The organism is Sphingomonas sp. Leaf20, from assembly GCF_001421535.1.
In the GTDB taxonomy this organism is placed as follows: Bacteria; Pseudomonadota; Alphaproteobacteria; order Sphingomonadales; family Sphingomonadaceae; genus Sphingomonas.
This window is the reverse complement of record NZ_LMKN01000001.1, coordinates 546,847-560,504: the sequence shown is the minus strand read 5'-3', so window position 1 is coordinate 560,504 and position 13,658 is coordinate 546,847. Positions and strand designations below refer to the sequence as shown.

The following is a 13,658-nucleotide window of genomic DNA, read 5'->3' as shown; positions in this document are numbered from 1 at the left end:
CTACGGGCCGTACAATCTTGCGGCAAGCGCGAGCCAACCTATATCGCGCCCATCAATCGAAAGGTTCCACTGCCGTAACGGGGTGGAGCCCGAGACTTTTTTACGATGTGTGAGGGGCTATTTAAACTCATGGCTAAAGTAATCGGTATCGATCTCGGCACGACCAACAGCTGCGTTTCCGTGATGGAAGGCGGCAAGCCAAAGGTCATCGAGAATTCCGAAGGCGCGCGCACCACGCCGTCGATCGTTGCATTCGCCAAGGATGGCGAGCGACTGGTCGGCCAGCCGGCCAAGCGGCAGGCAGTGACGAACGGCGACAACACCATCTTCGCGGTGAAGCGCCTGATCGGCCGTCGTTTCGACGATCCGATCACCAAGAAGGACACCGAGCTGGTCCCGTACAAGATCTCGCGCGGGCCGAACGGCGACGCGTGGGTCTCGGCCGGCGGCAAGGATTACTCGCCGTCGCAGATCTCGGCGTTCACGCTGCAGAAGATGAAGGAAACCGCGGAGTCGTATCTCGGCGAGACGGTCACGCAGGCGGTCATCACCGTGCCGGCCTACTTCAACGACGCACAGCGCCAGGCGACCAAGGACGCGGGCCAGATCGCCGGCCTCGAAGTGCTGCGCATCATCAACGAGCCGACGGCTGCGGCGCTGGCCTACGGCCTCGACAAGCAGGACGGCAAGACGATCGCGGTCTACGATCTCGGTGGCGGCACGTTCGACATCTCCGTGCTCGAGATCGGCGACGGCGTGTTCGAGGTGAAGGCCACCAACGGCGACACCTTCCTCGGTGGTGAGGATTTCGACAACAAGATCGTCCAGTTCCTCGCCGACGAGTTCAAGAAGGCCGAGGGCATCGACCTCGCCAAGGACAAGCTCGCGCTGCAGCGTCTGAAGGAAGCCGCCGAGAAGGCGAAGATCGAGCTGAGCTCGGCGCAGTCGACCGAGGTCAACCTGCCCTTCATCACCGCGGACCAGAACGGCCCGAAGCATCTGGTGAAGTCGATCACGCGCGCCGACCTGGAGCGGATGGTCGAGGACCTCGTCAAGCGTACGCTCGAGCCTTGCCGCAAGGCGCTGGCTGATGGCGGCCTGAAGCCCGAGGACATCTCGGAGGTCGTGCTCGTCGGCGGCATGACGCGCATGCCGCGCGTCCGTGAAGTCGTGAAGCAGTTCTTCGGCAAGGAGCCGCACACCGGCGTCAACCCGGACGAAGTCGTCGCCATGGGCGCCGCGATCCAGGCCGGCGTGCTGCAGGGCGACGTCAAGGACGTGCTGTTGCTCGACGTGACGCCGCTGTCGCTCGGCATCGAGACGCTGGGTGGCGTGTTCACCCGGATGATCGATCGCAACACGACGATCCCGACCAAGAAGTCGCAGACCTATTCGACCGCGGACGACAACCAGGGCGCGGTGACGATCCGCGTGTTCCAGGGCGAGCGCGAGATGGCGGCCGACAACAAGATGCTCGGCAATTTCGATCTCGTCGGCATCCCCCCCGCACCGCGCGGCGTGCCGCAGATCGAGGTCACGTTCGACATCGACGCGAACGGTCTCGTCAGCGTCTCGGCCAAGGACAAGGGCACCGGCAAGGAGCAGCAGATCCGCATCCAGGCGTCGGGTGGTCTTTCGGACAGCGACATCGACCAGATGGTCCGCGATGCCGAGACCTTCGCCGAGGAGGACAAGAAGCGTCGTGCGGGCGCCGAGGCGAAGAACAACGCCGAGTCGCTGGTTCACACGACCGAGCGCCAGCTCGCCGATAACGGCGACAAGGTCGACGAGTCGCTCAAGACCGAGATCCAGGCCGCGATCGACGCGACCAAGGCTGCGGTCGAGAGCGGCGATGCGGACGCGATGACCGAGAAGAGCACCGCGCTCGCCCAGGTCGCGATGAAGCTCGGCCAGGCGATCTACGAGAAGCAGGCCCAGTCCGAGGCATCGCCTTCGGCCGAGGGTGACGCGGCGAAGAAGGACGACGACGTCGTCGACGCCGAGTTCTCGGAAGTCGACGAAAACCCGAAGGCGTAAGGCTTAGGCATATGCATACCCCCCGTCATTCCAGCGCAAGCTGGAATCTAGAGTCTCGGGCGTCCGCCCATCCGGCTCTGGATCCTGGCCTTCGCCAGGATGACGGGACGGGCGCAGGGGGCGAAGTATGAGTACCCAGACAGACTATTACGAACTGCTCGAAATCGAGCGGACCGCGGATGCGGGGACGATCAAGTCGTCCTATCGCAAGCTCGCGATGAAATATCACCCGGACAAGAACGCGGGTTGCAAGGATTCGGAAGCGCAGTTCAAGGCGGTCAGCGAGGCGTATGATTGCCTCAAGGACCCGCAGAAGCGTGCGGCCTATGACCGGTTCGGGCATGCCGCCTTCCAGAACGGCGGACCCGGCGGCGGCGGCGGCGCGCAGGACTTTGGCGGCTTCTCCGACATCTTCGAAAGCGTGTTCGGCGAGTTCATGGGCGGCGCGCAGCGCGGCAGCGGCGGTCGGAGTGGCGCGCGGCGTGGTGCTGACCTGCGCTATGACATGGAGGTCACCCTCGAGGAGGCGTTCCACGGCAAGGCCACCGAAGTCACGATCGATGTCTCGGCGCCATGCGACACGTGCGACGGCAGCGGCGCGCGCTCGGGCACGCGGGCGAAAACGTGCCAGCATTGCGGCGGGCATGGCAAGGTTCGCGCGCAGCAGGGTTTCTTCGTGGTCGAGCGCGCATGCCCGGTCTGCCAGGGCGCGGGCGAGGTCATTGCCGATCCATGCCCCGATTGTCGCGGCGACGGTCGGGTCGAGAAGACCAAGACGCTCGCGATCAACGTTCCGCCCGGTGTCGACGAGGGCACGCGGATCAGGATGACGGGCGAGGGCGAGGCCGGCGCGCGCGGGGCGCCCGCTGGCGATCTCTACGTGTTCCTCCATGTCGCCAAGCATCACCTGTTCGAGCGCGAGGGCACGGCGTTGTTCGCGCGCGCACCGATCAGCTTCACGGTCGCGGCGCTCGGGGGATCCTTGTCGATTCCCGGGCTCGACGGACGTACGCACGAGATCAAGATCCCCGCGGGCATCCAGTCGGGCAAGCAGCTCCGCCAGCGCGGCGCGGGCATGCCCGTGCTGCAGGGGCGCGGGCATGGCGATCTGGTCGTGCAGATCGATGTCGAGACTCCGACCCGTCTGTCGAACCGGCAGAAGGAACTGCTCGAGATGTTCCGCGAGACCGAGACAGGCGACGAATGCCCTGACAGCCAGGGCTTCTTCGCAAAATTGAAGGGCGTGTTCGCGGCGGAATAGGCCGGACCTGCCTGTTGGGTTCGATCCGCCACGATTGGGCGCGGTGTTGGGGGATTGCGATGCGCGGACAGATACTGGGTGTGGACGTGCGGACGGGCGAGGGCCTCGTTTCGGGCCAGGACGGCCAACGGTATCGGTTCGCGCCGGAAGACTGGGCACATCGCGGCGAGCCGGTGATCGGTGCCGAGGTCGATTTCGAGACCGCCGACGACCGGGCGCTGAGCGTGTTCCCGCTGCCCAGCGCGGCGACGCCGGGGCCGCGACGCGCGGTACCAACTGCGGTGACCGCAAGCGGGGCCGCAGCCGGGCTGGCCAGCGACCGCAACAAATACGTCGCTGCGCTGATCGCCTTCCTGATCGGGACGCTCGGCATCCACCGCTTTTATCTGGGGCGGATCGGATCGGGGATCGTCATGCTGGTGCTGAGCATCACCCTGGTCGGGCTGGCGATCACGATCCCATGGGCGTTTATCGACATGATCCGTTATCTGATGATGTCGGACGAGGAATTCGCGACGCGCTATCCGCGCGGCTAGGCGGCAGAGGACGGTCCGGACGGGGCTTGCCGCGTCGGGACCGTCTCTTCCAAGCTCATTTCGTGACGAAGACGACGCCGCGTGCGCCCCACTCGGACCGCGTCTCGCAGATCGTGACGGGCAGCGTCTTGTCGACCTTGCGCCCCAATATCGTGCGCGGCATGCAGACGCGGCTCGTATCGTCCTTGAACGCGCTGGCGGGCATGGTGATGGTCACCGGCTTCTCGCCTGCGGCAAGCGCGGGGACCGCAAAGCCGGTCAGCGCGACGGCGGCGGTGAGGAAAGCCGAGACGGGGCGGCGCAGAGAAAGAATGTGCATCTTAAGGCTTTCACGATCGAGCGCCGAACCGCGCTCAACTGTGTCACTGCATTAATGATGCCAAACACCTAAGTGCTTGATCCTGCAGAACTCCGTGTCAGCGAGGGCTGTCGCTTGGCCGTTCTTTCGCCACTTCGGGGGACATTGCACCAACTTCTGGTACGGAGCCGTGCGGTCCTCCGGCCTAGCCGCGCCCCTCCTTGGAGGGGCGGGCGGGCCGATGGATCAGAGGGTGGAAATGACCACCCCGACCACCAGCGCCTGGGCCGCGATCGCCAGCATCGAGCTGGTCACGGTTTCGAACATGCGCATGGGTAGGTCTCCGATGCCGGAGTAATATCCGGCATCGGGGATATGGTGATAGTTGCGGGTTGTCGCAATTCTGTAACACGAAATCGTAATTGCGTTGCGTGCACTTTGGTAGGGTCTTGCTGCTCCCGCCACCCGTCATCCTGACGAAAGTCAGGATCCAGAGTACCGTAGCGCTGTCCTGCTTGGCTCTGGATCCTGACTTTCGTCAGGATGACGGAGTGGGAGGGCTTACCTCTGCCCTTACGCCGCGCCGAACACCCGCGCGAAGATCGTGTCGACGTGCTTGAGGTGATAGCCGAGGTCGAACTTGTCCTCGAGCTCGGCATCGCTCAGCGTCACTTCTGGATCGGCCTTGAGTAGCTCGAGAAGCGACAGCGCGCCGTCCGAATCCCACACCTTCATCGCGTTGCGCTGAACCAGTCGATACGCGTCCTCGCGGCTGACGCCGGCCTGCGTCAGCGCGAGCAGGACGCGCTGCGAATGGACGAGGCCGCCCATCTTGTTGAGGTTCTTTTCCATCCGCGCCGGGTACACGACCAGCTTGTCCATCACCCCGGTCAGCCGCGCGAGCGCGAAGTCGAGCGTGATCGTCGCGTCGGGGCCGATATAGCGCTCGACCGACGAGTGCGAGATGTCGCGCTCATGCCACAGCGCGACATTCTCGAGCGCGGGCGTGACATAGCCGCGGACCATGCGCGCGAGGCCGGTCAGGTTCTCGGTCAGCACCGGATTGCGCTTGTGCGGCATCGCCGACGAGCCCTTCTGGCCCGGCGAGAAATATTCCTCCGCCTCGAGCACCTCGGTGCGCTGGAGATGGCGGATCTCGGTCGCGAGCCGCTCGATCGAGCTCGCGATCACGCCAAGCGTCGCGAAGAACATCGCGTGGCGATCACGCGGGATGACCTGCGTCGAGACGGGCTCGACCGAGAGGCCGAGCTTGCCCGCGACATAGTCCTCGACGAACGGATCGATGTTGGCGAACGTGCCCACCGCGCCCGAGATCGCACAGGTCGCGACGTCGGCGCGCGCCGCCACCAGCCGCGCACGGTTGCGCGCGAACTCGGCATGCGCCTGCGCCATCTTGAGCCCGAAGGTGACCGGTTCGGCGTGGATGCCGTGGCTGCGGCCGATCGTCGGCGTCATCTTGTGTTCGCGCGCGCGGCGTTCGAGCACCACCAGCAGCGCATCGAGATCGGCGATCAGGATGTCGCTCGCCTTGGCCAGCTGCACCGCGAGGCAGGTGTCGAGCACGTCCGACGAGGTCATGCCCTGGTGCATGAAGCGCGCCTCGGGGCCGACATGCTCGGCGACGTTGGTCAGGAAGGCGATGACGTCGTGCTTGGTCTCGCGCTCGATCTCGTCGATCCGGTCGACCTCGAACGCGCCCTTTTCCCAGATCGCGGCCGCCGCCTCTTTCGGCACGACGCCCAGCTCGGCGAGCGCGTCGGTGGCGTGCGCCTCGATCTCGAACCAGATCTGAAAGCGTGCTTCGGGCGTCCAGATGGCGACCATGTCGGGGCGGGAATAGCGGGGGACCATCGGGTTTTCCTCGGGAGTCTGCGGGGGTGGCTCGGCAATGGGCGACGCGCCTCCCATCGGGTCGGGAGTAGCGCCAGCGATCGCGCGCCCGGTAGCAGGCCGGGGCGCCGGGTTCAAATCACGCCGCGGTCGCGTCCGGATCTCGTCGCGGACGGGGTGGCCGCGTCAGACAAGGCCCTGCGCGCGCAGGCTGGTATGCCCGGTCGCGCCGACGATGATGTGGTCATGGACGGTGATCCCGAGCCGCTTGCCCGCTTCGGCGATTGTCCGGGTGATCTCGATGTCCGCGCGGCTGGGGGTCGGATCGCCGCTCGGATGGTTGTGGACGAGGATGAGCGACGCCGAGCCGAAATCGATCGCGCGGCGAATCACCTCGCGGACATAGACTGCCGCCTGGTCGATCGAACCCTTGCTCATCACTTCGTCGCGAATCAGCATGTTGCGCGTGTTGAGGTGGAGCACGCGGAACCGCTCGATCGTATGGTGCGCCATGTCCGCGCGCAGATAATCGAGCAATGCCTGCCAGTTGGCGAGCACAGGACGATCGCCGACGTGCGACTGGAGCAGGCGGATCGCGGCGGCGTGCGCGATCTTGATCGCGGCGGTCGCGATGTCGCCCATCCCGTCGACGCGCGCGAGCGCCGCGGGATCGGCAGTCAGCACGCCGCCGATCCCGCCGAATTCGCGCAACAGCGCCTTGGCGAGCAGTTTCGTGTCGCCACGCGGAATCGCGACCGCCAGCAGATATTCGATGAGTTCGTGGTCGAGCAGTGCTTCGCCGCCGCCGTCGAACAGGCGCTGGCGCAGCCGGGCGCGATGGCCCTTTCGCGCGTCGATCGGATCACCGGGATCGGTCATGACGCGATGCTAGCACAATCGTGCGCAATTGCATGACGTCGCCGGGCATGCCTATGCAATGCGCCACGAAGCGTTGCGGAGTAAGGCGTTGAGCGAAGCGAGCGAGACAGGGGCCGACCCTTCCCGGTCGATGTCCGCTCGTGGTGGCCGCCTTAATGGCCGGCGCAATGGTCGGCGTCGTCGGATCGCGCGGCTGATCGCGCTGGCGATAGTTCTTGCGCTGGTCGCACTGTGGCTCGTGCGCAAGCCGATCGCAGAGGGGTTCATCGACCGCGAGCTCGCGCGTGCGGGCGTTCCCGCACAATACGACATCGCCGATCTCGCGCTCGGCGGGCAGCGACTGACCAATGTCGTACTCGGCGATCCGGCAAACCCCGACTTGGTGGCGGACTGGGTCGAGACGCGCACGGGGATCGGATTGTCGGGACCGTATCTTGATGCGGTGCGCGCGGGGCATGTTCGGTTACGCGGCCGGCTGGTCGATGGGCGGGTGTCGCTTGGCGCGATCGACCGGTTGCTGCCCGCGCCGTCGGGCAAGCCGTTCGCGTTGCCCGCGCTCGACGCGACCGTCGACGATGCGCGGATCCGGCTGGAGACGCCGTACGGATTGATCGGGCTGAAGCTTGCCGGCGCGGGGCGGCTGGACGACGGGTTTCGTGGCTCGATCGCCGCGGTGAGCGAGCGTGTGACGGTAAGCGGATGCACGGGCGACCGGCTTGCCGCCACGATGCGCGTCCGGATCGACGCGGCCAGGCCGATCCTGCGCGGGCCGGTCCGGCTGGCGCGGCTGGCGTGCGGCACGTCGCAGGCAGCGGCCGTCGCCGCCAATCTCGACCTGACGCTCGGTGCAGCGCTCGATCGGTGGCAGGGGCGGGCCGTGCTGGCGACCGGGCCGGGACAGACGCCCGGCGCGACGATCGGCGGGGCGCACGGGAGCGTCGAATTCGCGGGTAATGCCGCGGCAACGGCGGGCAAGGTGGATCTCGCTGCCGACACGGTACGGCTGCGTGACGCCCGCGCACGACGCGTCTCGGCCACAGGATCCTACCGCATTGGCGAGCTTGTCGCGTTCGACGGACGCATCCGCTCGGCTGGTACCGCGATCGTCGATCGCCGACTGGCCGGTATCGCCGCGCTGGCAGGGTCGGCCGCGGGGACGCCGGTCGCTCCGCTTGTCGATGCCGCCGTTGTCGCGATGACCCGCGCCGCAAAGGGGTTCGCCGCGGATGCGGTGGTCGCGCTGCAGATCCGCGGTGGGCGCGGCGAAGCGACGCTGTCGCGACTCGCGCTCGCGTCGGCAAGTGGCGCGCGGATCGCACTTAGTGGCGGAGACGGGATCACGCTTGGCGTGCCCGCGGGAGGCGTCCGGCTCGGCACGACGCTCACGACTCGGGGGGGTGGTTTGCCCGAGACTCGCGTGTCGATCACGCAGGCGCGGCCGGGGGCGCCGATCCGCGGGGTCGCGCAGATGGCGCCCTATGTGGCGAACGGCGCCCGGCTGGCGCTGACGCCGGTGCGGTTCAGCGCCACGCCCGGCGGGGCTACCGCGATCACGACGCAGGTGACGCTCGACGGGCCGATCGGCACCGGGCGGGACCGCGTCGAGGGGCTGTCGATACCGATCGATGCGCGGTGGGACGGTCGCGCGCGCCTCGTCGTCAACACCGGCTGCGTGCCGCTCGCGGTACAGCGGCTGGCGGTGTCGGGGCTGGTGCTCGACCCCACGCGGTTGTCGCTGTGCCCGATCGATACGGCGCTGTTGCGCGTCGAAGGCGGACGCGTAACCGGTGGCGCGCGGATCGCCGCGGCGTCGCTGAAGGGGCGGCTGGGCAGCACGCCGCTGACCCTGGCCGCGGCGGGTGCGACCATCAGGCTGGCGGACCGGGATTTCGCGATCGATGGCGTTCGGACCCGCATCGGCACGCCGGAGCGCGTCACGCGGCTCGATTTCGGGACCGTGACGGGCCGGACCACGGCGCAAGGCATCGCAGGCGCGTTCGCCGGCGGATCGGGGCAGATCGCGAACGTGCCGCTGCTGCTCGGCGAAGCCGCGGGCGACTGGACGCTGGTCGGCGGGGCGTTGAGGCTGAACGGTACGATGGGCGTCAGCGATGCGGCAGGCAGCGCGCGGTTCAAGCCGGTTGCCGCACGGGACGTGACATTGTCGCTGATCGGCGGGACGATCACCGCGGCGGGGACGCTGTTCGAACCGGTCAGCAGCACCAAGGTCGCCGACGTCACGCTGGTGCATGCGCTCGGCACGGGCACCGGGCGCGCCGACCTGTCGGTGCCCGGCATCACCTTCGCCAAGGACACGCTGCAACCCGACGCGCTCACCCCGCTGACCTTCGGCGTGATTGCCGACGTCAACGGATCGGTCAGCGGCGAGGGGCACATCGCGTGGAATGCGGGCGGCGTGACCAGCACGGGCATCTTCCGGACCGCGGGCACCGATCTTGCCGCCGCGTTCGGTCCGGTCACCGGGATCGCGACCGAGATCCGCTTCACCGACCTGCTCAACCTCCAGAGCGCGCCGGGGCAGGTGGCGACGATCGCGACGCTCAACCCGGGCATCCCGGTCAGCGACGGCACGATCCGCTACCAGACGCTGCCCGGTGCGCGCGTCCGGGTCGAAGGCGGGGCATGGCCGTTTGCCGGCGGATCGCTGACGCTCGATCCGACCCTGCTCGATTTCTCCGCGGCATCCGAGCGACGGATGACGTTCCACATCGCCAACATGGCCGCGGACCAGTTCCTCCAGCAGTTTGATTTCAAGAATCTCGACGCGACCGGGATCTTCGACGGCGTGCTGCCGATGATCTTCGACGAAAGCGGCGGGCGGATCGAGGGTGGCGACCTTCGCGTGCGGCCGGGCGGGGGGACGCTCGCCTATGTCGGCGATCTCAGCCAGAAGGATCTCGGCATCTGGGCGAACATCGCGTTCCAGGCGCTGAAATCGCTGCGCTACCAGTCGCTGCGTGTCGGCATGAACGGGCCGCTGGCGGGCGAGATGGTCACCGACGTGCGCTTCGCCGGGATCAGCCAGGGCGAGGGGGCGAAATCGAACTTCATCGTCCGCCGCCTGCAGCGGCTGCCGTTCGTGTTCAACATCCGGATCAAGGCGCCGTTTCGCGGGCTGCTCGATTCGGCGCAGAGCTTCTATGATCCCAAACGGCTGATCCAGCGCAACCTGCCCGCGTTGTTGCAGCAGCAGGCCGCCCCGCCGCCCCCGACCCCAGCTCCGACCCCAGCCCCAACACCGCCAACCATTCAGCCGCCCGAAAGCAGGATCGTGCCATGACCGAAACAGGATTGAAGAAGCGGATGCAAAGGCCGATCTTGCGGATGATGACGAGGACGATCGCGATTATCGGGCTGACCGCCGCCCTGCCGGGCTGCATCAACGTGTCGGCCCCCGACAAGCCGATCGAGATCAACCTCAACATCAACGTGACGCAGGAAGTGGTCTATCGTCTCGATGGCGAGGCGAAGTCGCTCATCCAGCAGAATCCGGGGATATTCTAAGATGAAGACCAAGGTCATGATGATGGTTGCCGCAGCGGTGGCTCTCGGCGGCCTTTCGGTGGCCGCCTCGGCGCAGCGCGATCCGGCCTATGCCGCGGCGCGCGCGGGCGGTGAGGTCGGCGAGCAGCCCGACGGCTATCTGGGCCTCGTCGGCGCGGCGAGCGGCGATCTGCGCGCGCTGGTCAACAACATCAACATCCAGCGCAAGTCGGCCTATACCGCCAAGGCGCAGGCGAGCGGCGCGACGGTCGAGCAGCTGGCGTTCACCAGCGGGTGCAACCTGATCGCTGGGACCAATCCGGGCGAGAAGTACAAGACGCCAGGTGGCGTGTGGAAGACGCGCACTGCCGCCGCCCCGGAGCGTGATTCGCGCTGCGTCTGAGGGCACCGGTCTAAGGCCATCGGTCATCCTGGGCTCGACCCAGGATCCAGAGCCACGCATGGTCCGCCCGCGGCTCTGGATCCTGACTTTCGTCAGGATGACGGGTGGGAAAGGGTGTTACGCACCGCGCGGCGACCCCATTGATGACGATACTGTCACACCGGTTGACTTGAGCAAGCCTGTTTTCTAAACGGACCGCGCCTTGGCGGGATCGCTCGTCGCTGCGTATATCTCCCCGGTGTCGTATCAGGTGGAGAGCATATCGTGGCGGAGATCGAACCCGGACAGGACCCCTACGGTGTTGAAGATCCGCGACTTTCCGCGCTCGATGAGCGATTGAGGGAGGTCAAGGCTCGGGAGGCGCTTAAGACGGGGCAGGGAGTACCGGATGCCGAGCGGGGCTACTCGCAGGGCAATCGCGTCATCTCCGCGCTGATCGGGAGTCTTGTTGGCAGTGCGCTGATCGGTTGGTTGATTGACCACTGGTTCGGTACTGGCCCCTGGGGGCTGATCGTGTTGCTGTTCCTCGGGATAGCGGTCGCGTTCAGGCAGATCATTCGAATTTCAGGCGAACGCCCGGAGTAACCGGGCGTTTGTCGTTTCAAGACGGCAGGGATTCCACGTGGCGGCAGAACAGGGCGGCAAGATCGATCCGATGCACCAGTTCCTGATCGAGCCGGCGTTCGGCTCGCACTGGATCGTAGGTGGTTACGACCTGTCCTTCACCAATTCCGCGATGTGGATGGTGGTGACGCTGGTCGCACTTTGGGCCTTCATGATCGGCGGAATGAAGCGCGAGCTCGTCCCCGGTCGCTGGCAGGCCGCGGTCGAAGGCTTTACGGGCTTCATCTCGGGCATGCTCGAGCAGAATGTCGGCCCGGGCGGCAAGCGCTTCGTGCCGTACGTCTTCTCGCTGTTCATGTTTATCCTGTTCGCGAACATCATCGGCCTGCTGCCGTTCGGTATCGTCCCCGGCGTTCACCCGTTCACGGTGACGAGCCACATGACGGTGACCGGCGTGCTCGCTCTGATCAGCTTCGGGATCGTCCTGCTCGTCGGCTTCGGCAAGCATGGCTTTCACTTCTTCTCGCTGTTCGTGCCGAGCGGCACGCCGGCGCTGATGATCCCGCTGATCTTCGTGGTCGAGCTGATGTCGTTCCTCGTGCGTCCGTTCTCGCTCGGCCTGCGACTGTTCGTGGCGATGACCGCGGGGCATATCCTGCTCAAGGTGCTCGCGGCGTTCGTGATCAACGGCATCAACCTGGGCGGCGTCTATATCGGTCTGGTGACCGCGCCGAGCATGCTGCTGATGATCGGCATCACGCTGCTCGAGCTGCTGGTCGCCGCGATCCAGGCCTATGTGTTCGCGCTGCTGACGTCGGTCTATCTGAACGACGCCGTGAACCTTCACTAAGTTTCTTCTCAACGTTACTGATTTTCCAAGGGAGTTTTCGACATGGACGCACAAGCAGCAAAGATGATCGGTGCCGGCCTCGCAGCGATCGGCATGGGCCTCGCCGCACTCGGCGTGGGTAACGTCTTCGCACAGTTCCTCGCCGGCGCGCTGCGCAACCCGGGCGCTGCAGACAGCCAGCAGGGCCGTCTGTTCATCGGTTTCGCAGCAGCAGAGCTTCTCGGCCTGCTCGCGTTCGTGACGATGATCATCCTGGTGTTCGTCGCCTAACCACTCGCTGATCTGGCCGGGCGATACCCCGTCCGGCCGTATCACGAAGGACAGACCAATGCCCCAGATTGCCCAGATAGCCGCCACCTACGCCTCGCAGATCTTCTGGCTGCTCCTCACCTTCGGAATCCTGTATTTCGGGATCGGCAAGGGGATGGTGCCTAAGATCGTGTCCACCGTGGACGCGCGCGAAGGCCGGATCGCCGGCGATCTGGCGGCGGCGGTCGCTGCCCGTGCGCAGGCCGATACGGTCCAGGCGAACTGGCAGGCTGAAATGGACGCTGCCCGCGTTGCGGCGCAGGCGGAAACCGCGGCTGCTGCGAAGCGGGCGGCTACCGCATTCGAGCAGCAGGTCCACGCGGCCGATGCCGAAATCGCCGAGCGTCTCGGGCATCACGATCTCGCCGTGGCGAACGCGAAGGCCGAGGCTCTCGCCAATCTTCAGGGTGTCGCGGCAGAAGCGGCACAGCAACTGGCCGCCAAGGTCGCTGGACTTCAGGTAAGCCTGGACTCGGCGAGCGACGCGGTACGCAGGACGATGGCTCATGGCTAATACCCCCGCCGCCACTTCGGCCGCGAACCCCGACGCTCCGGCTGAGGTGATATCCGCCGAGGGCATGGCGCCCGAAGGCGCGATCGACCAGCAGGGTATCCAGGGTCACACGACCGCCCCGGGCGGTGTCGAGCATGTCGTCGACCCGACGGCGCTCGGCATCAATTCGACCGGCTGGGTCGCGATCGCGATGATCGTCGTGCTCGTGCTGATGGTGTGGAAGAAGGTTCCTGGAATGATCGGGCGGATGCTCGACGCCCGGATTGCCGGGATCCGCACGCAGCTCGACGAGGCGACCGCGTTGCGCGCCGAAGCCGAGGCGATCCGGGCCGAATATGAAGCCAAGGCGAAGACGGCGCATGTCGAGGCCGAGGCGATGAAGGCGCACGCGCATCACGAGGCTGCGGCGATCATCGCCAAGGCCAAGGCCGGTGCCGAGGACCTGATGAACCGTCGCGCCAAGATGGCCGAGGACAAGATCGCCGCTGCCGAACGTGCAGCAGTCGCCGAGGTCCGCGCGCGTGCCGCCGATGCTGCGGCGAAGGCTGCCGGTATCCTGATCGCGGAGCACCACGACGCTGCGGCCGACCGCATGATGGTCGATCGCTCGATCTCCGGACTCGGCCGCCTGAACTGACGCTTCTCCTCTCCC

Annotated in this window: 15 protein-coding genes; 11 read left to right on the top strand and 4 right to left on the bottom strand. The window is 66.4% G+C overall.

What is annotated here, in order from left to right:
• Positions 1-129 precede the first annotated feature (129 nt).
• The 3 genes from dnaK to ASE72_RS02705 all read left to right on the top strand — a co-directional run bounded on the left by dnaK (position 130) and on the right by ASE72_RS02705 (position 3,834).
• Positions 130-2,037, top strand: a complete 1,908-nt coding sequence (gene dnaK / locus ASE72_RS02715; RefSeq protein WP_056016338.1) for a molecular chaperone DnaK — start codon at positions 130-132, stop codon at positions 2,035-2,037.
• 127 nt (positions 2,038-2,164) lie between these two features.
• Positions 2,165-3,298, top strand: coding sequence for a molecular chaperone DnaJ (gene dnaJ, locus ASE72_RS02710; protein WP_056016334.1), 1,134 nt, complete (start codon positions 2,165-2,167; stop codon positions 3,296-3,298).
• 59 nt (positions 3,299-3,357) lie between these two features.
• On the top strand, positions 3,358-3,834 hold the full coding sequence (locus tag ASE72_RS02705) for a TM2 domain-containing protein (protein WP_056016331.1): 477 nt from the start codon (positions 3,358-3,360) through the stop codon (positions 3,832-3,834).
• Positions 3,835-3,889: 55 nt separating this feature from the next.
• On the opposite strand, the gene ASE72_RS02700 is transcribed toward ASE72_RS02705, so the two are convergent.
• From ASE72_RS02700 to radC, 4 genes are all read right to left on the bottom strand, one after another.
• Positions 3,890-4,153, bottom strand: coding sequence for a hypothetical protein (locus ASE72_RS02700; protein ID WP_056016328.1), 264 nt, complete (start codon positions 4,151-4,153; stop codon positions 3,890-3,892).
• A 225-nt stretch (positions 4,154-4,378) separates the two neighbouring features.
• Positions 4,379-4,597: a hypothetical protein gene (locus ASE72_RS20095; RefSeq protein WP_156350077.1), complete on the bottom strand. Its 219-nt coding sequence runs from the start codon at positions 4,595-4,597 to the stop codon at positions 4,379-4,381.
• A gap of 108 nt (positions 4,598-4,705) precedes the next feature.
• Positions 4,706-6,004 carry an adenylosuccinate lyase gene (gene purB / locus ASE72_RS02695; protein WP_056016325.1) on the bottom strand — a complete coding sequence of 433 codons (1,299 nt, stop codon included), beginning with the start codon at positions 6,002-6,004 and terminating at the stop codon, positions 4,706-4,708.
• 165 nt (positions 6,005-6,169) lie between these two features.
• Positions 6,170-6,862 (bottom strand): RadC family protein, encoded by a 693-nt coding sequence (gene radC / locus ASE72_RS02690; protein ID WP_056016322.1) that lies wholly within the window; start codon positions 6,860-6,862, stop codon positions 6,170-6,172.
• Between the two features lie 88 nt (positions 6,863-6,950).
• Here radC and ASE72_RS02685 point away from each other — a divergent pair, with 88 nt between their 5' ends.
• From ASE72_RS02685 to ASE72_RS02650, 8 genes are all read left to right on the top strand, one after another.
• On the top strand, positions 6,951-10,163 hold the full coding sequence (locus tag ASE72_RS02685; RefSeq protein WP_235532196.1) for a YdbH domain-containing protein: 3,213 nt from the start codon (positions 6,951-6,953) through the stop codon (positions 10,161-10,163).
• 44 nt (positions 10,164-10,207) lie between these two features.
• Positions 10,208-10,387, top strand: a complete 180-nt coding sequence (locus tag ASE72_RS02680; RefSeq protein ID WP_082445295.1) for a YnbE family lipoprotein — start codon at positions 10,208-10,210, stop codon at positions 10,385-10,387.
• A gap of 1 nt (position 10,388) precedes the next feature.
• Positions 10,389-10,769 (top strand): YdbL family protein, encoded by a 381-nt coding sequence (locus ASE72_RS02675; RefSeq protein ID WP_056016319.1) that lies wholly within the window; start codon positions 10,389-10,391, stop codon positions 10,767-10,769.
• A 264-nt stretch (positions 10,770-11,033) separates the two neighbouring features.
• Entirely contained in the window at positions 11,034-11,354 is a 321-nt protein-coding gene (locus tag ASE72_RS02670; protein WP_056016316.1) for an AtpZ/AtpI family protein, read from the top strand.
• Between the two features lie 70 nt (positions 11,355-11,424).
• Positions 11,425-12,183 carry a F0F1 ATP synthase subunit A gene (locus ASE72_RS02665; protein WP_056018773.1) on the top strand — a complete coding sequence of 253 codons (759 nt, stop codon included), beginning with the start codon at positions 11,425-11,427 and terminating at the stop codon, positions 12,181-12,183.
• Between the two features lie 42 nt (positions 12,184-12,225).
• Positions 12,226-12,453 carry a F0F1 ATP synthase subunit C gene (locus ASE72_RS02660; RefSeq protein WP_055873230.1) on the top strand — a complete coding sequence of 76 codons (228 nt, stop codon included), beginning with the start codon at positions 12,226-12,228 and terminating at the stop codon, positions 12,451-12,453.
• Positions 12,454-12,511: 58 nt separating this feature from the next.
• Entirely contained in the window at positions 12,512-13,006 is a 495-nt protein-coding gene (locus ASE72_RS02655; RefSeq protein ID WP_056016314.1) for a F0F1 ATP synthase subunit B family protein, read from the top strand.
• On the top strand, positions 12,999-13,643 hold the full coding sequence (locus ASE72_RS02650) for a F0F1 ATP synthase subunit B family protein (protein ID WP_056016311.1): 645 nt from the start codon (positions 12,999-13,001) through the stop codon (positions 13,641-13,643). Before ASE72_RS02655 ends, ASE72_RS02650 begins: the two co-directional genes overlap by 8 nt.
• Positions 13,644-13,658: the final 15 nt, after the last annotated feature.

Bases quoted from the DNA above. Each gene is read 5' to 3' on its own strand.
- dnaK (WP_056016338.1), top strand. From the start codon at position 130: ATGGCTAAAGTAATCGGTATCGATCTCGGCACGACCAACAGCTGCGTT.
- dnaJ (WP_056016334.1), top strand. From the start codon at position 2,165: ATGAGTACCCAGACAGACTATTACGAACTGCTCGAAATCGAGCGGACC.
- ASE72_RS02705 (WP_056016331.1), top strand. From the start codon at position 3,358: ATGCGCGGACAGATACTGGGTGTGGACGTGCGGACGGGCGAGGGCCTC.
- ASE72_RS02700 (WP_056016328.1), bottom strand. From the start codon at position 4,153: ATGCACATTCTTTCTCTGCGCCGCCCCGTCTCGGCTTTCCTCACCGCC.
- purB (WP_056016325.1), bottom strand. From the start codon at position 6,004: ATGGTCCCCCGCTATTCCCGCCCCGACATGGTCGCCATCTGGACGCCC.
- radC (WP_056016322.1), bottom strand. From the start codon at position 6,862: ATGACCGATCCCGGTGATCCGATCGACGCGCGAAAGGGCCATCGCGCC.
- ASE72_RS02680 (WP_082445295.1), top strand. From the start codon at position 10,208: ATGATGACGAGGACGATCGCGATTATCGGGCTGACCGCCGCCCTGCCG.
- ASE72_RS02675 (WP_056016319.1), top strand. From the start codon at position 10,389: ATGAAGACCAAGGTCATGATGATGGTTGCCGCAGCGGTGGCTCTCGGC.
- ASE72_RS02665 (WP_056018773.1), top strand. From the start codon at position 11,425: ATGCACCAGTTCCTGATCGAGCCGGCGTTCGGCTCGCACTGGATCGTA.
- ASE72_RS02660 (WP_055873230.1), top strand. From the start codon at position 12,226: ATGGACGCACAAGCAGCAAAGATGATCGGTGCCGGCCTCGCAGCGATC.
- ASE72_RS02655 (WP_056016314.1), top strand. From the start codon at position 12,512: ATGCCCCAGATTGCCCAGATAGCCGCCACCTACGCCTCGCAGATCTTC.
- ASE72_RS02650 (WP_056016311.1), top strand. From the start codon at position 12,999: ATGGCTAATACCCCCGCCGCCACTTCGGCCGCGAACCCCGACGCTCCG.